The following is a 26221-nucleotide window of genomic DNA, read 5'->3' as shown; positions in this document are numbered from 1 at the left end:
GGCATCGGGCGCTGTTCCAAAGAAAACATTCTGTGTTTCTGTGTTTCTGTGGCTAGCTGGAAGGTCTCTCCTAACAGCAATCGCCGGCCTCATCGTCCCGACGCTGACGAATGCACAATCCCATCCGAGCGTCTTCATCACGAAGGCTGAAGCGCAAGCGATACGAACCGCTGCACCGCAATTTCCTCTTCTCAAGCGTTCGCTGGACGAAGCAAAAGCTATCGTTGGCAAAGCACTCGCATCTCCAATCGACGTTCCGCAGCCCGGAGAAGCGGGCGGGTACGCGCACGAGAGGCACAAGCAGAATTATCGCGAGATGCAGCTCGCTGGGGTTCTCTATCAGACCACCGGCGACCAGCGATACGCGCGCTTCGTTCGCGACATGCTCGAGAAGTACGCGGTCCTTTACCCGACACTGGGCGCGCATCCGCTCGCAAAGAATCAGGCACCCGGCAAGATCTTCCATCAAAGTCTGAACGAGGCAAACTGGCTCCTCGCGACATCGATCGCCTACGACTGCGTCTATAATGTTCTCTCGGCTGCCGAGCGAGCGCGCTTCGAGAAGAATGTCTTTCGACCGATGGCGGACTGGCTTTCGGTCACGCAGGCAAAGGAATTCGATCGCATTCACAATCACGGCACCTGGGCAACCGCATCGGTCGGGACACTCGGCTATGTGATTGGCGACACGTCGTATGTGAATCGCGCTCTCTACGGAACGAAGCGCAATCGCACTGGTGGATTTCTGCGCCAGCTCGATCTCCTTTTTTCGCCTGACGGCTATTACATGGAAGGACCGTACTACATCAGATACGCGCTGATGCCGTTCTTCCAGTTCGCCGACGCGGTCGAACGACGGCAACCGAAGGCGCGCATCTACGCCTATCGCGACAGCATCCTGAAGAAAGCGCTCTACTCGGCAGTTCAGACGTCGTTTCCAAACGGCGTGTTTCCTCCAATCAACGACGCCTCGCGCACCATGGCGATCGATGCTCCAGAGGTAGTTCTTGCAGTTGACGTCGCCTACGCGCGCTACGGCGCCAACCCGAATCTGCTCGGGGTGGCAGCGATTCAGAACGAAGTGATTCTGAATGCCGCCGGGCTGGCCGTGGCGCGCGACATGACTCGAAGCCGCATGGTGCCGAGGATGAGCTGGGGAAGTGTGGAATTCACAGACGGCTTTGACGGACAGCGTGGCGGACTCGGCATTCTTCGCTCCGGTGCCGGAAGAGACGCCTCCATGCTTCTCATGAAATACGGAGTGCACGGCGAAGGGCACGGCCACTTCGACAAGCTGCATTTCATTTTCTTCGACGGCGGTCGCGAGGTGGTCCCGGATTACGGCTTCAGCAGATGGATCAACATCGAGCCGAAGTTCGGCGGCCGTTATCTGCCGGAAAACGATTCATACGCGATGCAGACGATCGCGCACAACACAGTCACCGTGGATGGACGATCGCAGAACGACGCGAATGAAGACAAGGACGAAGAAGCGTGGGGCGAGCGCCACTTCTTCGATGCATCGAGTCCCAACGTGCAGGTGATGAGCGCGAAAGCGAACCGGGAGTACTCCGGTGTGGGAATGCAGCGAACAATGTTCCTCATTCGCGACGCGCGCCTTGCCTACGCCGTGCTTGTTGACCTGTACCGCCTCACGAACTCGGCTGATCACGTCTACGATTACCCGATTCATTTTCGCGGGCAGCTCATCGCCACGGATGTGAAGTACGACGCCAGCACGACTCGTCAGGAAGCGCTCGGCTCCGCATTCGGCTACCAGCATCTGTGGCGCGAGGCGTCGGGACAGATCGACAATCACCTGCGTATGACGTGGCTCGATGGCAACCGCTATTACACACTGAACACATCGGCCGGCGGAAAGTCCGAGGTACTGTTCGCTCGAACCGGGGCGGCTGATCCGAATTTCAACCTCGTCTCCGAGCCGGCGGTGATTGTACGGCGGCGTGGCTCGACCGAGCTCTTTGCGTCGGTCATCGAGCCGCACGGCTACTTCAGCGAGGCCGAAGAGCGCTCGCTCCAGGCGCGCGGTGTGATCGATGGTGTCCGCACCCTTGCGAGTACATCCGAGGGAACTGTCATCGAAGTCACCGGCGCCTCGGGACTGCGATGGACGGTCATGGTCAGCAACGGGCCTCCGTCTGCAACCGCACCTCATCGCGTAACCGCAGCGGGGCGTACGTGGCAATGGACGGGTAACTACAGAGTCGACGGAGTAAAGGCGCAATAATGCACGTGGATCTCAAAGGAAAGGTCGCACTTGTTACAGGTGGTGCACGCGACATCGGCCGCGCGGTTTGTCTCGCGCTAGCTGACAATGGCGCCAAAGTCGTAATCAATTATCACTCGAGCGCCGAGGCGGCAAAGCAGCTCGAGGCCGATATCAAATCGCGTGGTGGAGATGCGATTGCAGTCGGTGCCGATGTCTCACGCCAGGCCGACGTCGAGAATCTCATCAACGCGGCGACAGAGTTTGGCGGGCGCATCGACATTCTCGTGAACAACGCCGGCGGCCTGCTCGCGCGCAAGAAGCTCGAGGAGATGGACGAGCAGTTCTGGGACGCGGTGATGGCGCTGAATCTTCGCAGCGTGTTTCTCGTCACGCGCGCCGCCGTTCAACACATGGGGGAAGGCTCTGCCATCGTCAACCTCGCTTCGCTTGCAGCGCGTGATGGCGGTGGAGGCGGAGCACTCGCGTATTCAGCCGCAAAGGGCGCGGTCCTGACTCTCACTCGTGGATTGTCGAAGGAGCTCGCACCGCGGCGCATTCGTGTGAACTGCGTCTCGCCCGGACTCATCGACACAACCTTCCACGACACGTTCACTCCGCCTGAAATTCGCAAAGCAGTGGCGGGCCGCACCACAATTGGACGCGAGGGTCGTCCCGAGGACGTTGCCGAAGCCGTGCTCTTTCTTGCTTCGGACGCATCCTCCTACATCAACGGTGAATCGATCGAGATCAATGGCGGCCTCTACTTCGTCTGACGGATACAGCGAGCCTCTCGTCGACGGCGACGCGAGTGAATGGAAGAGAATCGGCGATGGAATTGATCGTCAGATTCTCTCCTACGGCCCTGATCTGATGCTCGTTCGCGTGAGGTTCGCAAAGGGAGCTATCGGCGCGATTCACCATCACCCTCACCGCCAGGCAACGTACGTCGTGGCCGGATCGTTTGAAGCGACGGTGGGCGATTCGCGGCGAACGTTGCGCGCCGGGGATTCGTTCTTCGCGGCTGCGGATGTGCCTCACGGAGTACGCGCGCTGGAAGACGGGATGCTCGTGGACTGCTTCACGCCGGCACGCGCTGATTTTCTTGAAGCTTCCGAACGGTGACAGCGCCAGTGGTTGCAACAACCGGAGCACGGAAGATCCGCGGCTTGCGTTGGTGGATCATCGGAATGATCTGCACGCTCACGATCATCAATTACATCGACCGGCTCACTCTTTCCGTTCTAGCTCCGACGATCCGCGAGACGTTCGGTATGTCCAACGCTTCGTACTCGCGCGTTGTGACGATGTTTCTGCTCGGCTACACCATTTCGCAGGCGCTGTCCGGCAAGCTGCTCGACAAGATCGGTACCCGCATGGGCTTCATGCTCTTCGTCGGGATCTGGTCGATCGCGTCGATGCTTCACGCCACTGCGCGCAGCGTCGTGCAGCTCAGTGCGTTCCGGTTTTTGCTCGGTCTCGGCGAAGCCGGCAATTGGCCCGGCGCCGCAAAAGTCGTAGCCGAATGGTTCCCGGTGCGCGAGCGCGCGTTCGGAATGGCGATCTTCAACAGCGGCGCGAGTATCGGAGCGGTGGTCGCGCCGCCCCTCATCGTCTATGTCGCTCTGCACTACGGATGGAGGCAGGCGTTTTTCATCGGCTCCGCGCTGTCTGCGCTTGTGATGATTGCCTGGTTCTTCTTCTACCGTGCGCCGGCTGATCATCCAAACCTGTCGGAATCGGAGCGGCAGCACATTCTGTCCGATCAGACAGCCGCGGATGCGACAACCGCACAGTCGCGCCGGCCATGGCTCTCGCTCTTTCGCCATCGGCAGGTGTGGGCAGTGGTCGCCGCTCGGTTCTTCAGCGACCCGATCTGGTGGTTTCTAATCTCCTGGCTTCCCAATTACCTGAAGAGCGAGCGCGGTTTCACTCTCGCGTTGATCGGACTGCTGGCATGGATACCCTTCCTGTTCGCGGATATCGGCAACCTTACCGGTGGAGCAGTATCCAGCCTGTTGATTCGCAACGGATGGAGCGTTGACCGCGCCCGAAAGACGGTTCTGCTTACGAGTGCGCTGCTCGTTCCGCTGGGAGTCGCTGCGGTCGTCACTGCCGGAAGCAATGCGGTGGCAATCGCCGGAATCAGCGCGATCGCTTTTGGATTTCAGAGCTGGATTGTAAACGTCCACACGCTTCCCTCGGATTGTTTTCCGAAGCAGGATGTCGGCTCGGTGTTTGGCATCGGCGGCACAGCCGCGGGAATTGCGAGCATGCTCTTCACGCTGCTCACCGGGTACATCGTCGACCATTTCTCGTACACGCCGGTTTTCATCATCGTCGGTCTGATGAGTCCGTTCGCCGCGTTCCTGCTGTTCGTGATCATGCGGCGCATCGAGCGTGTGCCGGCACTTCTCGAGACGGCGGCATGACCGATCGCCCCGCGAGCAATCGCTAAAGGCCGAGCGGCGATGGAGCTGACGTTTCGATGGTTCGGAGACGAGGATCCCATCCCGCTCGAGAACATTCGCCAGATTCCGGGCGTACGCGGAATCGTCAGCGCGCTATACGATGTACCCATCGGCGAGGCGTGGCCGCGCGAAAAGCTCTCGCGTCTTGTCGAATCCATCGATAGCGCAGGAATGCGGTTCGCCGTCGTCGAAAGCATTCCCGTTCACGAGGACATCAAGCTCGGCCGACCGACGCGCGATTCACTGCTCGACAGTTACGCCGAGAGTGTCAGCAACATGGGCGAAGTCGGTGTACCGGTACTCTGCTACAATTTCATGCCGGTGTTCGACTGGATGCGGACGAACCTCGCGACGCCCATGCCAGACGGGTCGACTGCGCTGTCATACGACGACGACATGCTCGCGCGCTTCGATTTGTCGCGGGGGACGCGCGACCTTCCGGGCTGGGCGACGGCATACGATGCGCGGACGCTCGAATCGTTGCTCCTCGCTTATTCGGACGTGGATGAAGAGCGCCTATGGGAAAACCTCGCGTACTTCCTCGAGCGAATCGTGCCTGTCGCCGACAGTGCCGGAGTGAAAATGGCAATTCATCCCGACGATCCGCCGTGGTCCATTTTCGGGATCCCGCGCATCATCAGGAACGCGGCCAGCTTCGACCGTCTGCTGAACCTTGTCGATCATCCCGCGAATGGAATCACCTTCTGCACCGGCTCGCTTGCCGCGCATCCTGACAATGACCTGCCGCGTATGGCCCGTCATTTCGGCGAGCTAGGGCGAATTCACTTCGCCCACTGCCGGAACATCAAGCGTACCGGCGACCGCAAGTTCGTCGAGACACCGCACCCCAGTGAGTACGGCGACGTGGACATGCGGGCGGTTCTGACAGCGTTGCGCGATTCCGGTTTCGACGGGCCCATGCGCCCGGATCACGGCAGAATGATCTGGGGTGAGCGTGGACGGCCGGGCTACGGTCTCCATGACCGTGCACTCGGCGCGACCTATCTGTACGGGTTGTGGGAAGGACTGTCATCGCCGACTAGATCATGAGATCTAAAGTTGCAGCGCTCCTTTGGTTGGCGGTTGCACAGCTTGCGGGTGCTCAGTCACCACCGCGACTCATTATGGCGCGTGGCGAGCTGCTCGCCGAATCACGCCGTCTCGTGCGCGAGGGCAATGTCCAACTCCTGCCTGCTTACTCCGCGCTGACACATACCGCCGACAGCGTTCTGCTCGTGCCGCCACTGTCGGTAATGCAGAAAGGGAAGATTCCGCCGAGTAGCGACAAGCATGATTACATGAGCTTCGCACCCTACTGGTGGCCCGACAGCACCAAGCCCGGCGGTCTTCCGTACATCCAGCGCGACGGCCTGATGAATCCGCAGACTCGCATCGATCACGATGGGTTGCGCCTTCAGCGGACCATCGACGCGGTTCAGATTCTCGCACTCGCCTGGTACTTAACCGGCGAGAGAAAATATGTTGACCGCGCGGTCGCGCTCATGCGAGGGTTTTTCATCGCGCCGGCCACGCGAATGAATCCGAACCTGAACTTTGCGCAGGCAATTCCGGGCGTCACCCAAGGTCGCGGAATCGGCATCATCGACACCCGCCACATGGCGCAGCTCGTTGATGCAGCTCGAATCCTCGAGACGTATCCAGGCTGGACGCAGAGTGACAGGGCGGCCTTTCGGAGCTGGGCTCGGCGCTACCTCACCTGGCTCCGCACGAGCAAGAATGGCCGCGACGAGCAGGCGCAAACCAATAACCACGGCACGTGGTACGACGCGCAGGTCGCGGCCCTCGCGCTTTTTGTCGGAGACACGAAGCTTGCGCGCTCGGTCCTCGCAACGAGCGCCAAACAGCGCATCGATTCCCAGATCAACGCGGATGGATCGCAGCCCGCGGAGCTCGCGCGCACGAGGCCAATGCACTACAGCCTCTTCAACCTCGACGCCTTTACGCAGCTCGCCGAGATGAGCCGCCACGACGGTGTTGATCTCTGGAGCTACACGTCACCTCGCGGCGGGAATCTGCTCAAGGCGCTGAAATTCATCGCACCGTACAACTACACGGATCGCAAGTGGCCGAAGGGGGATGTTGCTCCCGTTGCCGCAGACGTCGTGTTGACGCCATTCCGCCGAGCGTCCGCTAGCTATTCGGATAGCGTGCTCGACGGAGCAGCAGAGAGAGCAAATCGCTCCGGGTACGTCCCTCAATGGTGGCGGCTCTTCCATCCGGGCGTCTCAGCGCAAACGGCAGCGAATCGGAAAGCACTCTTGGATCGCGCGCTCGTTCTCGCCAGCGCGAGGCTCCGCTCGAGCGCCGCCCAGCTCGATCCGGCCAACGGCTACCCGCGACTCGCCGGAGCAGGCGGCGTCTGGGAGCTTCGGCCGGCGAGTCAATGGACGAGTGGATTCTTTGCTGGAACGCTCTGGTACATGTATCAGAGCACGGGCGAGCGACAGTGGCGGCCGCTGGCCGAGCGTTGGACGACGGGCCTCGAGCCGCTGAAATCCGTGCGGACAACTCACGATCTGGGCTTCATGATCTTCAATAGCTTCGGTCACGGATTCCTGGCGACAGGCAATCAGCACTACCGGGATGTCGTGCTCGAGGCGAGCCGCTCATTGCTGACGCGGTACAACCCGCGTGTCGGCGCCATTAAGTCCTGGGATACGGAGGGCGGGAACGACGCGCGTAGCACCTGGAAGTATCCGGTCATCGTCGACAACCTGATGAACCTGGAGATGTTGCTCTGGGCGTCGCGACACGGCGGTGACCCGAGCTGGCGATCTATCGCCGAGCGTCACGCGCTTACGTCGGCCCGAGTGCACGTGCGTGCTGACGGAAGCACTGCTCACGTCGCGCTCTTCGATCCCACGTCGGGCGCGCTCGAGCGAACTGCAACATGGCAGGGATTCTCCGACAGCTCCGTTTGGGCGCGGGGACAGGCATGGGCGATCTACGGCTTCGCCACGACGCACAAGTACACGGGAAATCCCGAGCTGCTTCGCGCGGCGCAGCGCACTGCCGACTGGTTCATTGCGCACTTGCCGCCGGATGGAGTTCCGTGGTGGGACATGCGGCATCCCGGCGTTCCCAATGTGGAACGCGATGCATCGGCGGCGGCGATCGCCGCATCGGCGTTACTCGATCTCGCCCGTAGCGTACCACCCGAGCAAGCACGACGATACCGCGGAGTCGCTGAACGAATTCTGGCGACGCTTTCCGTGCAATACATTGATTACCGACCTGGGAGTGGGGCAATTCTCCGGCACGCGGTAGGCGGCCGTCCGCAGGGCACCGAAATCGATGTCGGGTTGGTGTATGCTGACTACTATTTCGTGGAGGCTCTACTTCGGCATCGAGGTACCTACCGGAGACACTAAGGACCGAATCATCCCGAAGGCTCCTCGAGATAATCGAACCGCGGCGATCTTTTCGCGATCGTCGGTTGGCTCGACGCCGGCGATTCGCCTGTCCGCGCCAGTGCAATGCTCACGGTCGAATCGTGCCCGGTGGGCTGGTGGTCGCTTTCAGTCGCCGGGACGGAATCTTGGTAGCCACGCTCTACACCAGCTCGCAAATGCTGAAGGCGGCGGGCGCAACCCCGGAAATGTGGTGGGCCCACGCACTCGGAAAATCGCGAAGCATTGCCCGGACATTGAGACAGGCTGATGCGACGCTCATAGAGACGGCGGTCTACCCCGCGTTTCCTTCGCGGTTATCGCGCTTTGTCGGCGACGGATGGATTGCTATCGGGGATGCGGCCGTCGCGTTCGATCCACTCGCGGGACAGGGCGTTGCGATGGCGATCGATACAGCCTTCCGCGCCTTCGAGGCCGCCAGCGTCGATCCATCATTTCGACGTCTCGGCCCGGCCTATAGTGAAGCGCTGCTCGATCGATTCGACAGACATCTGAAGGCGCGGGCTCGGGTGTACGATGAGGCGGCCGCTATTCTATCGGAGCCCTTCCTTCATTTCGCCGTCTCAGGGAAAAATTCCGCGCTCCTGATAAGCGAGCGCGACCTTCCCAATCGCATTGATGAAAGCAGCCGTCCGCAAATCCACTCCGCGATCCTTCTGAATCGCCCGTAGCTCGGCGTAGGCGGCTACCATGGTTTCTTCGAGACCGGAGTTCACGAGCTCCTCCTCATTCACGGTCGCCGTCGCGCGGTCGCGATCGTCGGCCGGGAAATGCAGCCCGGTGAGATGCTCGATGCCCTCCAGCATCCGCTCGTTGGTCCTCTCCGTGAATCGCTTTTCCATCCGCCCGAAGCGCATGTGCGACAGGTTCTTCACCCACTCGAAGTAGGAGACGGTCACCCCACCCGCGTTCGTGTAAATGTCCGGAACGATGAGCGTCCCGCGCGAAAGCAGCCGCTCGCTCGCGTCGGCCGTCACCGGCCCGTTAGCTCCCTCGACGATTATCCGCGCCCGGATGCGATCGACGTTCTCGCCTGTGATCTGGTTTTCCAGCGCTGCCGGGACAAGAATGTCGCAATCGACCTCGAGCGCCTCCGAGCTCGTCGTAATGTCGCGCGCCCCGGGAAAACCGAGGATCGACCCGGTCTCCTTCCGGTGCGACATGACTTTTTCCAGATCGAGCCCACCCTCGCGGAAAATCGCACCCTCGCGCTCGGCGAGTGCGACGAGAAGCCCGCCGCCTTCGTGAATGAATTTCGCCGCGTGGTAGCCCACGTTGCCGAGCCCCTGCACTACTACCCGCTTCCCTCCGACTCCCGGCGTAATGCCGAGCGGCGCGACGTCCTCGGCAAAGCACACCGCTTCTCGCAGCGCGAAGTAAACGCCGCGGCCGGTGCTTTCGGCGCGTCCTCGAACTCCGCCCTGCGTGACGGGCTTACCAGTCACGCATCCAAGCGCGTCGATCGACCCCGGAGAGAGCGACGCATACGTGTCGAGAATCCACGCCATCTCCCGCGGCCCCGTGCCGTAGTCAGGCGCGGGCACATCCACCCCCGGCCCGATAAGATTCTTCGTGAAGAGCTCGTAAGTGTACCGGCGGGTGATTCGCTCGAGCTCGGCTTCGGAGTAATGCCTCGAGTCGATGCGCACAGCCCCCTTTGCGCCGCCGAACGGCACGTCCACGAGTGCGCATTTGTACGTCATCAAGGCTGCCAGGGCCGAGACCTCGTCCTCATCCACATGGGCTGCGAACCGGATCCCGCCCTTCGTGGGAAGCCGGTGCACACTGTGCTGCGCTCGCCAGCCGTGAATCACCTCTATAGTGCCGTCATCGCGCTTCAGCGGGAAGCTGATCCGGAAGACGGAATTGCACTCCTTGATCTGCTCGAGAAGTCCCGGCGGATGCTCGAGATAGGCCGCCGCCTTGTCGAAGTACTTGTTGACCTGCGCGAACATCGGGATGTCCGTAGTGCTCATAAGCGCGCTCTAAAAAAACTCGGGGGATGAATTTACCCGCGGTATCTGAGCTTGGTCAGACCGTACAACGCGAGACCCACCAGGGCGGCGAGCCCTGCGTCACGCGCCTCACGCGCTGAGCTGTTGGACAGGAGCCAGCATGAAAGGGCGATCGTAAGAACCGGAATGAACAGCCCACCCGGTACCTGGAATGCGGGAGCAGGCTTGTCGCCGCGTCTCCTGAGCACAATCAGGCAGATCGCCGTGATGATGTAGAGCGACAGGCGCACCATCGCCGAGATTGTCGCGGCGGTGATGAACGTGTTGAAAATCGTGAGCACGAGAATCACCGACGCTGAGAGAAGAATTGCGACGTGCGGTGTGCGGAAGCGGGGATGAATCCTTGCGAGCGCACTCGGGAGCTGACCCTGCTCCGCGAGCGCGAACGGGACCCGGCTCGTGAACAGAATGCCCGCGTTCAGCGTGCCCGATGTGGAGATGAGCGCTCCGATCGTAATCAGATAGGCGCCCGTGCTTCCGAGGAAGACTCCTGCTGCGTCGGCGAGCGGCCGGTCGGAAGTAGCCAGACCCGGCAGGGTGCCGATCGATACCACTTGCACGAGCACATAGACGACGGCAACGATGGACAGACTGATGAGGAGCGCCCGTGGATAATCACGTGCCGGGTTGCGCACCTCGCCGGCTGGAATCATCGACGCCTCGAAGCTGAACGCAAACACGAGAAGCAGCACCGCTTTCGAGAACGGCTGGTAATCGGGCGGCTCGGCGAATGAGAAGCGGCTGCTGTCGATGAAAAACAGGCCGATCGTGATGAACAGCACGAGCGGAATCAGCTTCGACACGGCGAAGATATTGCTGACGATCGTCATCTCCCGAATGCCGACGAGATTGATCGTCGTGTACACGCCGACGACCGCGACAATGAGAGCTACCCTCAGCGCGCCTTCGTTCGCGCCCGGAACGAAGAGGGCGAGGTAGATCAGGAAGAGGTTACAGACCCCCGCAAAGCCGGTGAGTCGTGCGATCCAGTTGAGCCACCCGACCTCGAAGCCCACGAGCGGGCCGAGCGTCTTGCGCGCGTAAAGATACGGACCGCCGGTTTCCGTGAACCGGGTGCTCATCTCCGCGAAGACCAGCGCCACGATTCCTATTACGAAAGCGCACGCGATGAAGGCCAGCAGACTGTACGTTCCTGCCAGCAGGTAGAGTGCGGCCGGGAGACCGAAGATACCCGCGCCGATGACGTTGTTGATGATCAGTGCGACGAGATCCCAACGTCGTATGCCTCTGACGAGCCCCTGTTCGGGGCGCTGTGGAGAATCCTTGTCTGCTGCTGCCGTCGCGAGGGTCAGAGCGCCGCCCGATGTCTATTTGCGCTTCACGGATTCGTACCCGCGTATGTAATCATCCACCGAAGTTCGCGCGACGCTTTCGCCGATGACGTCCAGTGGAAGGTCGTCGAGCTTCTTGAAGCGGATGCACGACTTCCCCATGTCGAGCTTCTTGCCGGCTTTCCTGAAGCCGTCCTGAAGCTGCGCGAGCTCCTTCTCGTCGCCGTACGGGACCATCAGGTAGAGCGTGTAGTAATTCTTTTGCGCGGCTAGCGCGGCGTACTGTAGCGGCTGCCCATTGTACGTCTTCGGGTAGCGAGAGCGCGGGATGACGTAGGTGATGAACTTTCCCTGCATCAGCTCCTCGTAGCCCTTCGGCAGGTTCTTCCGAACGGTATCACGTACCGGCTCGAGCACGGCTCGCTGATTGTCGGGGAGGGAGGCGAGGTAATCCTCCACTGGTGTGGTCGTCGCGGGCATGGGTCCTCGTTCCGTTGGATCGGAGGATAATATTGGGGCGCCACTCGGACACGCAAACCGAAGGCACTGCAACCCGAAGTCGCTCTCGGCTGGGCCGACCTTCACCAGCTCAACCACGACCGCAACTTCGATGCGCTGCGTGACCGCGACTCGTTCAGGCAGCTCACGGCCCGCGCCGCCTCACTCGTCACTCTACCCCCGCCAGTGGGCAGCGGCGCACTCCCCGATCTGGAATAGCGTCATCACCCGTTTCTCACGCGGACGTCAGAACGAGAACATCACCCCGACCTCGGGCGCAAGAGTGGTCCGGAGGGCCCGCCGCGCATTGCGCCGACGCCCAGCGCGTTACGGCGAGTATGCGCTTCTGACCGAATCTCTCTTGACCTTTTGACGATTCCTGCCATCATAGAGGGCTTCTCATAGAAAGAGCCTCCTCTGCGGATTCTCACCGCCAGCACCTTGCTGATTCTTTCCCTGTGCCCCATCCCTGCGGCGGCGCAGCTTGCCTCCCACGAACGAGTCGCAGCCAACGACAATCGGGTCGCCGCGGGAACCTTGAAGAACGGCGTTCTCGATCTCACGCTCGATATCCGGAATGGCATGTGGTATCCGGAGGCCGATAATGGAGCGACCGTTCCGATCCAGGCATTCGCCGAGGCTGGACGTGCCCCGTCGACTCCGGGACCGCTGATCCGTGTTCCGGAGGGAACCGAGGTGCGCATCACCCTTCGCAACACGCTCACTGACTCCGTGCGCGTGCTCGGCCTCGATACCCGGCCCGCTCCCTCCGGTGACGGAATCGTCGTTCAGTCTCGGGGGACACGCAATGTTCGCTTCGTGGCCGGTGCGCCGGGCACCTACTACTACTGGGGAACGACCGCGGATAATCCGCTGACTGACAGGAAGGCGGTCGAGAGTCAGCTGTCCGGCGCTTTCATCATCGATCCGCGCTCAGGTTCGGGATCGCCGCGCGACCGGGTATTCGTGCTCGGCATCTGGTTCGATGAAGCGAAAAAAGTGAACGGCGTAGAGCTGCCTGAGCGCGAAGTACTCGTCATCAACGGCAAGTCGTGGCCGCACACCGAGCGCTTCACCTTCACCGTCGGCGACACAGTGCGCTGGCGCTGGGTGAATCCGACTGGATCCACCCACCCCATGCATCTGCACGGGTTCTACTACTCGGTCAACAGCCGCGGCATGATGAGCGCCGACACCATCTACAGGATGGCTGAAAGGCGCCTCGTCAACACCGAGCTGATGCGCGTCGGAAGCACGATGGCCTTTACCTGGGTCCCGGAGAAGCCCGGCAACTGGATCTTCCATTGCCACTTCGCCTTCCACGTTTCCGACGAAAACGTTCTCGAGCCGAAGGCAAAGCCTGCCGGCGGAAAGGCGGCGGAGCACGCGGAGCATCGCGCCCATGCAATGGCAGGCCTCGTGCTCGGCATTCACGTCAACCCGCGCCCCGGCGATAAATACGCAGTTTCGACGGAACCGCCCCGACGCCTCCGGCTCTTACTCCAGACGGCACCAAAGAGGTTCGGGGACAAGCCGGCGATCGGCTTCGTTCTGCAGGACGGTGACAAGGAACCGAAGCGGGATTCGGTCTCCATGCCGGGTCCGACTCTTTTTCTCAAGCGCGGCCAGCCAGTCCGCATAACGGTGGTCAACCATCTACGGGAGCCGAGCGCCGTTCACTGGCATGGTATCGAGCTGGAGAGCTTCCCCGATGGCGTGCCGAACTGGAGCGGCATGGGTAAGAACGTGATGGCCCCGATCGCGCCGGGCGATTCATTCATCGCGGCATTCACGCCACCCCGCTCGGGAACGTTCATGTATCACTCGCATCTCAACGAGGGCACCCAGATGAACTCGGGGATGTACGGGGCGCTGCTGGTGCTGGACGATCCGAGAAAGTTCGACCCGGAAAAAGACAAAATTATTCTCGTGGGCGGTGGCGGCCCGGAGCCGGGGCCAGGCCTGGACACGCGGGGCTTCGTCAACGGAAGCAGCGATCCCGAGCCCCTTCTGCTCGAGGCCGGTACCAAGTATCGAATCCGCGTAATCAACATTCATCCTGACTGGAGGGTGGAATTCGCGCTGGGAACGGATTCAACCAGGGCACAGTGGCGCCCGGTAGCGAAGGACGGCGCCGATCTTCCGAAGTCGCAAATGACTCCGCGCGCGGCGTACCTGCTCACCGGTCCCGGAGAGACCGCGGATTTCGAGTTTACCCCCATGATCCCCGGCGCGATGCGGCTCGAGGTGAAGACGAGAGTGGCGGGCTGGAATGTGCCCGTTGATGTTTTCATACGAGCGGCGAAGCAAGCGGCGATCGTCCCGTAAAAGCAGGATCCGCTATGTAGTGAGAGCGACTACGCCGACGATCACTTGTTGGTCGCCAGGATTTGTCGTCGCCACGGTGATGCCGCTGAAACGACCGCTCGAATAACAGCATCCGCTTTCAGCGGTCACCCGGCGCTCGCACGCAGCTAGTCTTGCCGCAGCGCCCTCCGAATCGCCGCCTCGGTGAGCGGCGCCATGATTCTGTATCCCGCCTCGTTCGGGTGTACTCCATCGCCCGAGAAATTTGCGCTCATGCCAAGCCGTTCATCGGCCATCGCGGAATGATAGTCGAGGTAGACATGTCCGTTCTTTCGCGCGTAGTCCCGAATCCACTGATTCAGGGCAACGAGGGTCTGAGCCGGTCGCCGCACACTCGGCCGCCATACATACAGGTGAACCGGAAGCACTGAGGCAAGCACGACGCGGATCCCATTTGCCTTCGCCAGCTCGGCCATCGAAGCGAGATTGTTCTCGATCATCTCGAGCGTCGACGGGCCGGTATTGCCGGCGATGTCGTTCGTTCCCGCGAGGATCACCACAACCTTCGGCTTGAGCGCGATCACATCCTGACGGAAGCGCACGAGCATCTGCGGAGTTGTCTGACCGCCTATCGCCCGGTTCCTGAAGCCGTCCTGAAGCTGCGCGAGCTCCTTCTCGTCGCCGTACGGGACCATCAGGTAGAGTGCGTAGTAGTTCTCTGTGGCGCGAGCGCGACGTACTGGCAGGATGCCGCGACGACGCACCCAGCGATTGTTGTGCGGCGCCTGGGCACGCCGGCAGAGACAGCTCTGCTAACTAGAGGACGCGCGACTGGTGCTCGGGTAACGACTGGCTCACTTTGCTTCCAGATTAGCCGTGGCCGCACCGCCAAACTTATTTCCCGGTCCCTAACTTCTTCTCCGATGCATTTCGCTCTCCGCGCTACGCTCGTATTACACACCTTCGCTCTCGCAATCCCCGCCTCGACGCAACCCGCACCTGAGCGGCTCAAGACTCTCTTCGAGCAGCAGTGGGAGAACACCCTGCGTGAAGCGCCGGTGTTCTCCACGACCCTCGGTGATACGCGGTACAACGACCGCCTGTCCGACGAAGGACTGGCCGCGGAAGCGCGACGCCTCGACTCCACGCGCGTATTTCTCGCGCGACTACGTGCAATTCCACGCGACTCGCTCGCCCGGCCCGATCAGATCAACCGGGACATAATGGAGCGAAGCCTGCGTGACGCGATCCAGTCCGCGGAGCTCTTCGACTTTCTCATTCCAATCACGAATCGCGAAGGTTTCCATACCAGTTTCCCGCAGATAGCGGATCGACTGCCTTTCCGCACTACGCAGGATTACCGCAACTACATCACGAGGCTCTCCGCGTTCAGGAAGTACTCCGGCGGATTCATCGAGGTGATGCGCGAAGGCGCGCGACGCGGGATGGTTCTGCCGCGCGTCTCCCTCGACGGCATCGAGGGGGCGCTATCACCGCACATCGTTACGGATCCGGCGAAGAGCCTTCTCTGGAAGCCGTTCACGGAATTCCCTTCGACCGTGCCCGAGGCAGATCGTCCTGCACTCATCGCTGCGGCACGTGAGGCAATCACCACCAGCGTCGCCGCCGGGTACCGCGATTTCCTCGATTTCATACAGAAGGAGTACACGCCGAAGGCACGCACGTCTCTCGGCGCCAGCCAGCTTCCCGAAGGCAGGAAGTATTACGAATTCCTCGTGCGGTACTACACGACTCTCGACGACGCCACACCGGACGCCGTTCACGAAACAGGATTACGCGAGGTCGCACGCATACGGTCGGCGATGGATACCGTGATGCGCTCGGCTAAATGGAGCGGCGACTTCAAGAGCTTCGTCGCCTTCCTGCGCACTGACCCTCGCTTTTATGCAAAGACTCCGACGGAGCTGCTCGAGAAGAACTCATACTTTCTCAAGCTCATGGACGGCGAGCTGCCGCGACTTTTTGGCAAGCTGCCGCGAATGCCGTACGGGATCAAAACCATTCCTGATTACATCGCTCCCCGGACAACGACCGCATACTACCAGCAGCCCTCGGGAGATGGGACACGCAGCGGCACCTACTGGGTGAACGTGCATGACCTGAAGAGCCGCCCATTGTACGAGGTCGAAGCGCTTGCCAGTCACGAAGCGGTTCCGGGTCACCACCTGCAGCTCGCGCTCCAGCAGGAGCTCACGGACGTTCCGAATTTCCGCCGCTTCAGCGGCGCGACAGCATTCGTCGAGGGCTGGGCGCTGTACTCCGAGTCGCTCGGCAAGGAGGCGGGGTTCTACAAGGATCCCTACAGCGAGTTCGGCCGCCTTTCATTCGACATGTGGCGCGCGTGCCGGCTCGTGATCGATACGGGCATACACTGGAAGGGATGGACGCGCCAGCGGGCGATCGACTATCTGGCCTCGAACAGCGCGCTCAGTCTTGTCAACGTCACGAACGAAGTCGACCGCTACATCGCATGGCCGGGTCAGGCGCTTGCTTACAAGACTGGACAGATGAAGATCCGCGCGTTGAGGGCGGAAGCCGAGACGGAGCTCGGATCGAAGTTCGACATCCGCAAGTTCCACGACGTGGTGCTCGGCAGCGGGTCGGTGCCGCTGGTGGTTCTCGAGGAAAACGTGAGGGGGTGGATCGCGGCCGAGAACGGTAAGACTTGACGACAATACGCGTCCGGCGGGCCGTCGCAATCGGAGCTGCATTCACGACGCTCATTGCGAGTGGAGCATTATCGGCACAGGCAAGTCCGCGCGTCACGCTTGGAATCTCGATACTCCTGGAGGACTCGGTTCACCTGGTCCGAGGGAAGCGCGTCGGGCTGATCACGAACCACACCGGACGCGACGAGCAGGGACGCAGCACCATCGATCTCCTTCACAGCGCGGCCGGGGTTCGTCTCACTGCCCTCTTCGGTCCCGAGCATGGAATTCGTGGCGAGGCCGGCGGTGGCGAGCGCATCGCCTCCACTGTCGACCGCGCAACCGGCGTCCCGATCTTTTCTCTGTACGGCGAGACTCTCGCGCCCACGGCCCAAATGCTCGAGACCGTCGACGTTCTGATCTACGACATCCAGGACGTCGGCGCACGGATGTACACTTACGTCTGGACCATGACGCTCGCCGCAGAAGCGGCGAGAAAGGCGGGCAGGCGGTTCATCGTTCTCGATCGGCCGAATCCCATTCGCGCAGATGTCATCGAGGGTGGATTCATCGAGCCACGCTACCGCTCTTTCACCGGCTTGCACAACGTCCCGATGCGTTATGGGCTCACTCCAGGTGAGGTCGCGGTTTATCTCGCGGGAACTAAGCAAATCAGCGCGGACGTCACTGTCGTGCCGATGAAAGGATACCGCCGCTCGATGTGGTGGGACGACACCGGTCTCCCGTGGGTCAATCCATCACCCAACATCCGAAGCGCTGATGCAGCGTTGCTCTATCCGGGCATCTCTTTCTTCGAGGCAACCAACGTCAGCGAAGGTCGCGGGACTGTTTCGCCGTTTCATTTCGTTGGCGCATCGTGGCTCACCGACGCCCCAGCCGTCGCCCAGGCGATGAATCTGAAAAAACTTCCGGGAGTGAGATTCGAATCGACGCGACAGCAGATCGCCCGCGGCCAGAAGTACGGCGGGCGAAGCATTCCGATGGTGCGCATCATCATCACGCGCCGCGACGACCTCCGCTCCGCCGAAATCGGCGCGCATCTGCTGCGCGAGATTTACATCCGCCACCCAAAAGAGTTTCGGTGGCGGGCAAACGGCATCGAAGAACTTTCAGGCTCACGCTCGCTGCGCCACTCAGTCGAGCGCGGAGGCATCACAGCATTGCTCGCGCAGTGGCGCCGCGAGTCGGCGCGGTTCAAAGCTCTAACCGCGCAGTATCTCCTCTACAGCCCCTGATTGTCAGCTCGACAACGTCACGCAGTCACGCTCGCCTCGGTTTTCGGCGCGATGTTCTTGTTTTGCCGGAGCAGATTCGCGGAATCCCACTTCCCCTTCACCTCGGCAAGCCTCTCCAGGTTCTCACCGTACGCCGCCTGGATTCTGTCACCACCTTCCTCTTCCGTCAGGAAGTTGATGTACGTTCCGCCGGTCGAGAACCGGCGCATGTCGCGCCAGACACTCCGCGCCCACTCGATGTTTACGCCGTCGTCTTCCGGCTTTTCCCAGGCCGCCGTGAGATTGAGGAGCACTGCTGCGTCACGATTGCCGACAGCGGAATAGTCGTCAGGCAGCTCCGCCAGCGCCCCACCGATTGGAAAGAGAATAATCCCGGCATGCGGTGAGGGCATGTTTGCGCCGCATTCTATGAATTGGGCGAGCATGTCGGGCTCGTAGCCTGGAAGATATTCCGACTTCCAGTAGTATCGCCGGCCCTTTGGCTGTGTCGCGTCAATCAGGCTCTGCTGGGTGACGTACGGTCGCCTGATCACGACGTCGCCCACCGGAGAGCCGAAAGCCTTTATGGGCGCCGCAGCCTTTTCACCATCCTCGAGGGACCCGGTGTGGCAGAAGAACACCGCGACGATGGGTTTGCCATGGATCTCCTTGGGCAGCCACGGCGCGGGCGGCGCCGGCCGAATCGCGCCGACGCACACAAGCTCGGGCGGTGCACTCTCCATCGTTTTGCGGCACATCTCGAGAACCGCCGGCGCATCCTCGGCGCGCCACGCTATCGCCCCTCCGATGATCTCCGGTCCAACCGGATACAGCTTGTACTCGAAGCTCGTAACGACTCCGAAGTTTCCTCCTCCGCCACGCAACGCCCACATGAGGTCCTGATTCTCGGTTTCGCTTGCGGTCACAACCTTGCCTTCCGCGGTCACGACCTCCATCGATAGGACGCTGTCACACGTCCATCCGTACTTCCGCGTGAGGTAACCCATGCCGCCTCCGAGCGTGAGTCCGGCGATTCCGGTATTCGAGACAAAGCCCATCAATGCCGCGAGTCCATGAACCTGTGTCTCGCGATCGACGTCGCCGAGCAGGCAACCGGCCTGCGCCCGTGCTGTCCCGCCCTCCCGGTCGACGAATACTCCGCGGTTGAGCGACATGTCGAGCATCAGTCCGTCGTCACACACGGCCAGCCCCGAAATGTTGTGTCCGCCCCCTTTTATCGACAACGGAATCGCGTGCTCGCGCGCGAAGTTCACGCCCGTTACGACATCGGCAACTCCCAGGCAGCGAATAATCGCGGCCGGACGCTTGTCGATCATCGCGTTCCAGACGGAACGCGAATCGTCATATCCAGGCTCGCCAGGCAATAGAAGCTGCCCGCGGAGTCGTGTCTTCAGTGAATCGAGATTGGCTTTGTCAATTGGTGACATCTGTACCTCGCGCGAGTCGTTTCAGTGCAGTTGTATCCGAAAAGGTACAGCCCCTGTCATCGTGATGTGACGAGCGGCCCGCGGCGTTCGACGAAGAAAAAAGCCATTTTGTTCTGCGACAACATGTTAGCGCGAGCGCGTGGCCGCGGTCCGTCCTATGCCGAGTGGCGCCTAAAATCGGAGTCGTCATATGCCACGTTGCCTGGTACGCTTCGCAGTACTCGCCTCTCTCCCCTTCCTGCCTTCTGCCCTGTCCGCGCAGATCTCAATCTCCGGCATCAATATCTCCGGCATCGATATCTCCGGCAGTGATGTCAACCGAATCCGCAGGGCCGCAAAGATTCTGAGGACGGCCCGCGATGTCGCGGACGCGGGAACCATCGTCACAAACAGCGGATCAACCCGCAAGCGAGCGCAGGGCGCGGTCTCCACAGGTCGCAAGTACGTCGGTGTCCCCTACGTCTGGGGAGGAAGTACTCCCAGGGGATTCGACTGCTCCGGCTTCGTCCAGTACGTCTACCGAAAGCACGGAGTTCCGCTTCCGCGCACGTCGAGGCAGATGGCGCACGCCGGGCAGCGGGTCTCAGCTTCGGTGACAAACCTGCGTGAAGGTGATCTGATGCTCTTCCGCGGCCGGAACGGCGTGATCAACCACGTTGCGCTCTACGCGGGTCGCAATCGAATCCTTCATTCCTCGTCGAGCGCCGGTGGGGTCGGGTTCGACGATTTGTCCTCCAAGCGGGGCCGGTACTTCCGTTCTCACCTCGTTGCGGTCAGGCGTGTCAACGGCGACGGCAGGTCATTGCTGGAAGCGCTCGAGAAGATTTACCGGGACTTCCCGTTCGAGGAGTTCGATGCTCCCGATCAGGCGCCCAGGAAGTGGTAGTCAGCTGCAGCTGAGGACAACACGCTAAGCGTTCTCAGCTGCGTATATCGGGATCCCTGCGTGAGGCGAAGCCTTACGGCCACAGCCAGCAGAATATCGCGGCAGTGATGAGGGCGTAGATGAGCCCGTCGAAAGTGGACTTGAGCGTCGTCGCCCACGACCTGCCGTACCACACAGACATCTGCCACAGCGCCAGCGTGTAGCCCGCGAAGGCGGTGAGTGCGACGAAGTGAAAGACTTGTCTGTCTTCCGCTCCTGGAGGGAGCGCGCTTCCGGCGATTCCCGCAGCAAACACGCTGATCAGGATCAAATAGAGAAACCACTGCACGAGATTCTTCGTCATCGAGAAATCGCCGCCGGGGAGCACCGTCATGATCAGCCTCGGGCCAGTTCGCATCTTCTCGAGAAACTCGGGAGATCGCATGTCCTCTCTCGATTCCGGACGCGGGACCATGTAGTCGCCTGGCGGAATTCCCAGCGTCCCGACCGAGCTCCGAAGCTCGTCTTCGTTCGGAATTTTCCGATAGTCGTTCTTGTGCCACGGCGACATCATGTGGATCATCGAGCTTGCGGCGAACACAGCGACCGCAGACAGCAGGATTGGGAGCCACAGCGCGATAAGGCTTGTCATTGTGCACCCCGGTTTGGATTGTTTGCTGCTGGCGAAGCTCTCCTCTGATTCGTGTTACAAGTCGCTCGACTGCCGGGTTAAGAAGCTGCGCCGGCTCGGCTCCTGGCGAACTCCCGCACCGTCGTCCTGATCGGCAGGTCGGGATTGCTCGGAGGATCCGCATCGAAGCGGGCGAGGCCGAGCATCAGCCCAGCGAACGTCTTCTCGAACGGGTTCCGGGCGGATTTCCACTGCGCTTCGAGCGCCTGCTCGGGGACCTCCGCGACCTCGACCGGCTTGCCATACGCTTCCTCGAAGGTGCGGACTACTTCGCGCTGCGTGATTCCTTCGGGGCCGCCGAATGCGATTGTCTTGTTGCGGGCCGACGGCTTCGTCACGGCATGAACAACGACGCTGGCAACGTCGCGCGAGGAAATGTATGGGACTTTTCCATCGCCCCGGCCGTAGACCTTGACGGGACCGGAGGATGGATCACCGAAAAGCATCGGTCCGAGCCACACCTCCATGAATGGAGGAGGATGGAGGATTGTGTACCCGATTCCGCTCGAGCGCAGATACGAATCGACCGCGACCTTCGCCTCGAAGAGCGGTGTGTCCGGAAAGCTCGATCCGTCGAACGACACAAAGATGAAGTGTTCCACTCCGGCTGCCTTGGCGGCGTCGATCAGCGAGATGTTGCCCGCCGCGTCGGTATCGGTGAAGGAATCCCCCTCCTGCGCGGAGCCGATGATCGACACTGTCGAAATCACGGTGCGCGCCCCGCGAACCGCCTCGTCGAGCGACGCGCGGTCCCGGAGATTGCCGGTCGTAGTCTCGGCGCCCATGTCCTGCAGGCGCGCGACTTTCTCGGGCGCCGTGGTGGCACGCACGAGACCGCGTACGGATTCGCCCCGCTCCCGCAACTGCCGCACAATTTCCGACCCGAGGGCACCGGTGGAGCCTGCAACAAGAATCATCCCGCCAACTCCAGATCTGGTTTGAACCGGGATTATGTCACCTGCAACGGGGGCCGCGCTAGAACCAGCCCTCCTTTACGAGCCCGCAATTCCTACACGCCGCAACCTCGTCATACCGCCGCTGGCTGACGAGTGACCTGATCTCGCGCATGCGGTCGCCATTCCAGACCTCCGCAAGCGTGTTGTCGCGCACGTTTCCGACAATCTCCTTCCGGCCCCAGTCGTGAACGCACATGAGAACGTCGCCATTGTGGAGAATGCTCGCGACAGAAAACGGAATGGGACAGTGCCCGAACCACACCCGCGAGAGGCGATACTGTGAAATCCCGAGCGGGTCGAGAAAATCGAGTCGCAAGACTTCCCCGGGGTGAATGGGACGCAGCTTTCTGCTCATCGGATGGCCTCAGTGGTAGTCAACGAGCTCAACGTCATGCGCATCCCCATCCTCCCAGCGAAAGCACACACGCGACTGCTCGTTGACGCGAATGCTGTACTGTCCGGCTCTCTCGCCTTTGAGCTTCTCGAGTCGGTTGCCGGGTGGGATTCGGAGATCATCGAGCTGCTCTGCAGCGTCGACGGCAACGAGTTTCGCAGCCTCTCGCACCTCACCTGACACCTGCGAGCCTCGGCTCCTGGCGCCTCGAACCGGCGCCTCTCTTGGTAGAACTTCAGACTGTCTCTCAAATGATCCATTACTCAGCTTTCCATTCCCCGAGGCTTCTCCGCCCTTGCCGACCGCCCGAGTGTTCCGCATGGTAACGGCAGGCAAAGCCTCCAGAGGCCGCAGATGTCAACTCAGGAATCACCAGCAGGCGGAATCGCGGTCAAGGCGCCAAGACCGACTGACGACGAGCTCGACCTGTTCGGCATAACGCATCGTGGAAAAGTCCGGGCCGAGAATCAGGATCACTTTCTCGTCTGCACCGTGCACCCGCAGGTGGTGGTTCACGGCACCAGTCTGCCGCAACCGGAAGCACTTCCGCTCAGGGGCACCCGACTCGCGACGATCCTCGTTGTTGCCGACGGTGTGGGCGGCGCGGATTCCGGCAGTGACGCGGCCCGTCTCGCAACCGAAGCGATTACCCGGTACGTGTCGTCCACTCTCCGCTGCTACCACGCCGCCGGCGCCGCATCGGACGACGAATTCCTGGCAGCTCTCAACGCCGCCGCGCTCGACGCGCACGAGCGGGTGCGCTCGGAGGCCGCGCACCGAACTGGTAGAAAGCAGATGGCCACTACGTTGACCCTCAGCATCGCAGTCTGGCCGTGGATGTACGTCGTGCAGGTTGGAGACAGCCGGGCGTACTTCTACGCGGATGGAGCGCTTCGTCAGCTCACGAGGGATCAGACCATCGGTCAGGATCTGGTGGACCAGGGTGTGCTTCCACGCGAGCGACTCGAGCGGTCTCCGTTCAGGAACGTGCTCTCGAGTGCCATCGGCGCCGACGAAGCGCTTCCCGATGTAACGCGAGTGGACATCAGCGAGCGCGGATCACTGGTGATGCTCTGCAGCGACGGGCTGACGAAGCACGTGACCGACGAGGAGATCGCCGCGGCTCTTGGCAACGTAAAGTCGTCGGAGAAGGCCGCGTCAGAGCTTCTCGACCTGGCCTTGTCGCGCGGCGGAAGCGACAACATCACGATAGTCGTGGCCCGCGCGCCCCTTCGGCAGGCCGACGGGTAGCCGGCAGCGGCGAACGGGCAGCGGCGAACGGCTAGCGGCCAACAGGCAGCAGCCAACTGGTACGGGCAACGGGAAACGGGTCGTTGGGCACCCGGCTTGCTGATTCGGTTTCCCGCTCTCAACCCGGAAAAAACAATGCGACTCTCGGTAACATCAACGGCTTTCGATCAGGGCGGGTCAATACCGTCCCGCTGCACCTGCGAGGGTGACGACACATCCCCTCCGCTCTCCTGGACGGGCGCTCCTTCAGGAACGAAGAGCTTCGCCCTCATCGTGGACGACCCCGATGCACCGGATCCCGAGAAACCGCAGCGAGTCTACGTACACTGGGTTGTCTACAACATTCCCGCCGCGACATCGAGTCTGCCCGAGGATGCGTCGAAGAAAGGTCTCCCCGGTGGCGCCGCACACGGCCGAAACGACTGGGACAAGAGAGAGTACGGAGGTCCGTGCCCCCCGATTGGAAGGCACCGGTACTTCTTCAAGGTTTACGCGCTCGACAAGGAGCTGGCTTTTGTTGCGCCGCCCACGAAGAACGATCTCCTGAAGGAGATGGAGGGGCACGTCCTCGCGAGCGGAGAGATCATGGGGACCTACCAGAATGCAGCCGTCAAGTAACGATTTGCCTGCAGCTCTCAGCTTGTAGTCTCAACCAGCAACCGCAAAGAGAACCTCAGGCCGGTACTCGAGCTGCTCCGGAGTGAAGTCGGCGAGCCGCTCGCGTACCCGCGCCTCGCACTTCGCCCTGCGCTTTGAGGACAGACTCGGCAGCCGTCGCGATGCGACACCGCACCCGAGCTGAAGCTTGAGGAGCTCCTCGAGCTTGAACGCGTGGCAGAACCACTCGCTCCACACCGTCGTGACCTCGAGCCCGCTCGCGTGAATAACCTGCGTGAGCTTCTCCGGAGTGTTCATGATCTGAACCTTCACGACACTCGGGTCGCGCGTCTCGGGCACCGCTTCCTTGCGGTCGAGCTCCTCCGTCCACACGGACGCGCCGGGCACACCAGGGTCAGTGCCCCATACCACGATTCCCACGCGACCTTCCGGACGAAGTGCCCGCCGCATCTCTCTCAGCGCTTCGACGGGATCCGGAAAGTGAAACAACACGAACACGAGCAGCCCCACATCGACGGCGCCGGAGCGAGCGGGAAGTTTCTGACCGTCAGCGACGGCGACTGCTCTCCATCCCGCCGCCTTCGCGATATCCAGCATTCCCTCGGCGCGGTCGAGTCCCACGATGCGTGCCTGCGGGGCCGCAGCTCTCACATAGGGAAGCATTGCACCAGTGCCCGAACCGACGTCGAGAACCAATGGTGCTCCGGCAAAAGGGAGTGCGCTGAATATCGGCTTTGCCATAGGTGCGATCACCGGCGCCCAGCGACGCGCATAGGCGTCGGAGCTAGCCGAGTATTCCTTGGCGAGTGATTGAGTCGCAGTCATGAGGTCATCGCAATTGATTCACAGTGACGAGGCACGCCTGCGCACACGCCCAGGCGCGGAGTACACGCGCGCCTGAGCAACCGCCATCGAGCTACGCTGCGGCCGCGCTGCCTTCTTCAGTGTACAACTTCCCGCCGACGATCGCAGCGACGAGGAGACCCACGAGCCAAAAGCACGCGTACATCCACCACGTGGCCGCCGACATTGCTCCCATGTGGAGGTATCCTGCAGCGACAATCGCGCTGATGATCCAGAAGAGCAGCGCTGCGTGCACAGCCGTTCTTGGACCAGGGCCAAATCGGGGACGCATCGCGGCATAGGTCCACACGAGCAGCAGCCCGATGACCAGATCAGAGATGACGTACATGGCGATGGCGTTCCCCTCCATCATCATGTCACTCAGCCCGGGTTTGAACGCCTCCGTGTCGGCCTTCATCCTGTCGGCGAGGATGACGCCATTCCCGAGGTAATCGACGATGTTCAGTATGACGCCCGCGACGAATCCTCCGACGAATACCTTTTGCGTGTTGATAGCCATGCTGTGCTCCGTTTGGAAGGTTTGAACGAGAGCGCACGGGCCCGACGGAAGTTTGAGCAGGCACGTGGGACAGCTTACGGCGGCTCAAAGGTACAACTGACCCGCCGGGCGGGACAGACGAAAACTGATGGCGGACGGCGGTCCACTGAATGGCGGAGATCATGGGCCTGTTTTGGCGCGATCGACCTAGGATCAACGGAGAGAATCACAGGCGCGAGGGATCCAGGCGCGAGGCCGCAGGTAAGGCGTCAGAGAAACACGTGCAATGAAATGCCGCTGCATGCATGGGATCGGTTGGGACTCCGGGCCGCCTGCGTTCATCATCAACTGATGAGCGATTTCAAGAAACTCAAGGTTTGGCAGAAGGCTCAGACGCTGGCGCTCGATACCTCAGCCTTGAGAATCAAACTCTCGCACCTGATCTGACACCGCGTGCCTCGGCTCCTGTCTCCTCGCACCTGCGCCTCTCTCAGTAGACTTTGCTCCACGC

General features: G+C 61.4%; 25 protein-coding genes. 15 read left to right on the top strand and 10 right to left on the bottom strand.

What is annotated here, in order from left to right; translation table 11 throughout:
• Positions 1–40: 40 nt before the first annotated feature.
• From VES88_15295 to VES88_15265, 7 genes are all read left to right on the top strand, one after another.
• Positions 41–2248 (top strand): heparinase II/III family protein, encoded by a 2208-nt coding sequence (locus VES88_15295; GenBank protein HYN82853.1) that lies wholly within the window; start codon positions 41–43, stop codon positions 2246–2248.
• Positions 2248–3003 (top strand): glucose 1-dehydrogenase, encoded by a 756-nt coding sequence (locus VES88_15290; protein ID HYN82852.1) that lies wholly within the window; start codon positions 2248–2250, stop codon positions 3001–3003. The genes VES88_15295 and VES88_15290 overlap by 1 nt, the downstream gene beginning before the upstream one ends.
• Positions 2981–3352, top strand: coding sequence for a cupin domain-containing protein (locus VES88_15285; protein HYN82851.1), 372 nt, complete (start codon positions 2981–2983; stop codon positions 3350–3352). Before VES88_15290 ends, VES88_15285 begins: the two co-directional genes overlap by 23 nt.
• Complete coding sequence (locus VES88_15280) at positions 3349–4659, top strand: MFS transporter (protein HYN82850.1); 1311 nt, start codon at positions 3349–3351, stop codon at positions 4657–4659. The genes VES88_15285 and VES88_15280 overlap by 4 nt, the downstream gene beginning before the upstream one ends.
• Positions 4660–4698: 39 nt before the next feature.
• Entirely contained in the window at positions 4699–5748 is a 1050-nt protein-coding gene (gene uxuA / locus VES88_15275) for a mannonate dehydratase (protein HYN82849.1), read from the top strand.
• On the top strand, positions 5745–8090 hold the full coding sequence (locus tag VES88_15270) for an alginate lyase family protein (GenBank protein ID HYN82848.1): 2346 nt from the start codon (positions 5745–5747) through the stop codon (positions 8088–8090). Before uxuA ends, VES88_15270 begins: the two co-directional genes overlap by 4 nt.
• Positions 8091–8212: 122 nt before the next feature.
• The gene (locus VES88_15265; protein HYN82847.1) at positions 8213–8800 is read left to right on the top strand and encodes a hypothetical protein; all 588 of its coding nucleotides are present in this window, start codon (positions 8213–8215) and stop codon (positions 8798–8800) included.
• On the opposite strand, the gene VES88_15260 is transcribed toward VES88_15265, so the two are convergent.
• From VES88_15260 to VES88_15250, 3 genes are all read right to left on the bottom strand, one after another.
• A complete protein-coding gene (locus VES88_15260) occupies positions 8693–10105 on the bottom strand; it encodes a Glu/Leu/Phe/Val dehydrogenase (GenBank protein ID HYN82846.1) in 1413 nt (470 codons plus the stop codon). The genes VES88_15265 and VES88_15260 overlap by 108 nt on opposite strands.
• Positions 10106–10137: 32 nt before the next feature.
• A complete protein-coding gene (locus VES88_15255; protein ID HYN82845.1) occupies positions 10138–11388 on the bottom strand; it encodes an amino acid permease in 1251 nt (416 codons plus the stop codon).
• Positions 11389–11472: 84 nt separating this feature from the next.
• Entirely contained in the window at positions 11473–11916 is a 444-nt protein-coding gene (locus VES88_15250; protein HYN82844.1) for a DUF1801 domain-containing protein, read from the bottom strand.
• A 459-nt stretch (positions 11917–12375) separates the two neighbouring features.
• On the opposite strand from VES88_15250, the gene VES88_15245 reads away from it, so the two are divergent.
• Positions 12376–14262, top strand: coding sequence for a multicopper oxidase domain-containing protein (locus VES88_15245; protein HYN82843.1), 1887 nt, complete (start codon positions 12376–12378; stop codon positions 14260–14262).
• A gap of 146 nt (positions 14263–14408) precedes the next feature.
• Here VES88_15245 and VES88_15240 read toward each other — a convergent pair whose 3' ends face one another.
• Positions 14409–15005, bottom strand: coding sequence for an SGNH/GDSL hydrolase family protein (locus VES88_15240; GenBank protein HYN82842.1), 597 nt, complete (start codon positions 15003–15005; stop codon positions 14409–14411).
• 159 nt (positions 15006–15164) lie between these two features.
• On the opposite strand from VES88_15240, the gene VES88_15235 reads away from it, so the two are divergent.
• The gene (locus VES88_15235; GenBank protein HYN82841.1) at positions 15165–16931 is read left to right on the top strand and encodes a DUF885 domain-containing protein; all 1767 of its coding nucleotides are present in this window, start codon (positions 15165–15167) and stop codon (positions 16929–16931) included.
• Entirely contained in the window at positions 16928–18166 is a 1239-nt protein-coding gene (locus VES88_15230) for a DUF1343 domain-containing protein (GenBank protein ID HYN82840.1), read from the top strand. The genes VES88_15235 and VES88_15230 overlap by 4 nt, the downstream gene beginning before the upstream one ends.
• Positions 18167–18183: 17 nt before the next feature.
• Here VES88_15230 and VES88_15225 read toward each other — a convergent pair whose 3' ends face one another.
• Positions 18184–19593 (bottom strand): FAD-binding oxidoreductase, encoded by a 1410-nt coding sequence (locus tag VES88_15225; protein HYN82839.1) that lies wholly within the window; start codon positions 19591–19593, stop codon positions 18184–18186.
• Between the two features lie 190 nt (positions 19594–19783).
• Here VES88_15225 and VES88_15220 point away from each other — a divergent pair, with 190 nt between their 5' ends.
• Positions 19784–20479 carry a C40 family peptidase gene (locus tag VES88_15220; protein HYN82838.1) on the top strand — a complete coding sequence of 232 codons (696 nt, stop codon included), beginning with the start codon at positions 19784–19786 and terminating at the stop codon, positions 20477–20479.
• A 73-nt stretch (positions 20480–20552) separates the two neighbouring features.
• Here VES88_15220 and VES88_15215 read toward each other — a convergent pair whose 3' ends face one another.
• The 3 genes from VES88_15215 to VES88_15205 all read right to left on the bottom strand — a co-directional run bounded on the left by VES88_15215 (position 20553) and on the right by VES88_15205 (position 22460).
• Positions 20553–21110 carry a hypothetical protein gene (locus VES88_15215; protein ID HYN82837.1) on the bottom strand — a complete coding sequence of 186 codons (558 nt, stop codon included), beginning with the start codon at positions 21108–21110 and terminating at the stop codon, positions 20553–20555.
• Between the two features lie 77 nt (positions 21111–21187).
• Positions 21188–22066 (bottom strand): SDR family oxidoreductase, encoded by an 879-nt coding sequence (locus VES88_15210; GenBank protein ID HYN82836.1) that lies wholly within the window; start codon positions 22064–22066, stop codon positions 21188–21190.
• Positions 22067–22124: 58 nt separating this feature from the next.
• Positions 22125–22460 carry an SPASM domain-containing protein gene (locus VES88_15205; protein HYN82835.1) on the bottom strand — a complete coding sequence of 112 codons (336 nt, stop codon included), beginning with the start codon at positions 22458–22460 and terminating at the stop codon, positions 22125–22127.
• A gap of 12 nt (positions 22461–22472) precedes the next feature.
• Between VES88_15205 and VES88_15200 the strand changes: the two genes are divergently transcribed.
• The 3 genes from VES88_15200 to VES88_15190 all read left to right on the top strand — a co-directional run bounded on the left by VES88_15200 (position 22473) and on the right by VES88_15190 (position 24368).
• Positions 22473–22679 (top strand): hypothetical protein, encoded by a 207-nt coding sequence (locus VES88_15200; GenBank protein ID HYN82834.1) that lies wholly within the window; start codon positions 22473–22475, stop codon positions 22677–22679.
• 174 nt (positions 22680–22853) lie between these two features.
• Positions 22854–23750 (top strand): protein phosphatase 2C domain-containing protein, encoded by an 897-nt coding sequence (locus tag VES88_15195; GenBank protein HYN82833.1) that lies wholly within the window; start codon positions 22854–22856, stop codon positions 23748–23750.
• Positions 23751–23885: 135 nt separating this feature from the next.
• Positions 23886–24368, top strand: coding sequence for a YbhB/YbcL family Raf kinase inhibitor-like protein (locus VES88_15190; GenBank protein ID HYN82832.1), 483 nt, complete (start codon positions 23886–23888; stop codon positions 24366–24368).
• A 30-nt stretch (positions 24369–24398) separates the two neighbouring features.
• On the opposite strand, the gene VES88_15185 is transcribed toward VES88_15190, so the two are convergent.
• Together VES88_15185 and VES88_15180 are read right to left on the bottom strand one after the other, a co-directional pair.
• Positions 24399–25193 (bottom strand): class I SAM-dependent methyltransferase, encoded by a 795-nt coding sequence (locus VES88_15185; GenBank protein ID HYN82831.1) that lies wholly within the window; start codon positions 25191–25193, stop codon positions 24399–24401.
• A 91-nt stretch (positions 25194–25284) separates the two neighbouring features.
• Positions 25285–25731 carry a hypothetical protein gene (locus VES88_15180; GenBank protein ID HYN82830.1) on the bottom strand — a complete coding sequence of 149 codons (447 nt, stop codon included), beginning with the start codon at positions 25729–25731 and terminating at the stop codon, positions 25285–25287.
• 270 nt (positions 25732–26001) lie between these two features.
• Here VES88_15180 and VES88_15175 point away from each other — a divergent pair, with 270 nt between their 5' ends.
• On the top strand, positions 26002–26157 hold the full coding sequence (locus tag VES88_15175) for a hypothetical protein (protein ID HYN82829.1): 156 nt from the start codon (positions 26002–26004) through the stop codon (positions 26155–26157).
• Positions 26158–26221 lie beyond the last annotated feature (64 nt).

Source organism: Gemmatimonadaceae bacterium (genome assembly GCA_035633115.1).
GTDB lineage: Bacteria > Gemmatimonadota > Gemmatimonadetes > Gemmatimonadales > Gemmatimonadaceae > UBA4720.
The sequence above is the reverse complement of the archived record's forward strand: the minus strand, read 5'-3'. Positions and strand labels throughout refer to the sequence as shown.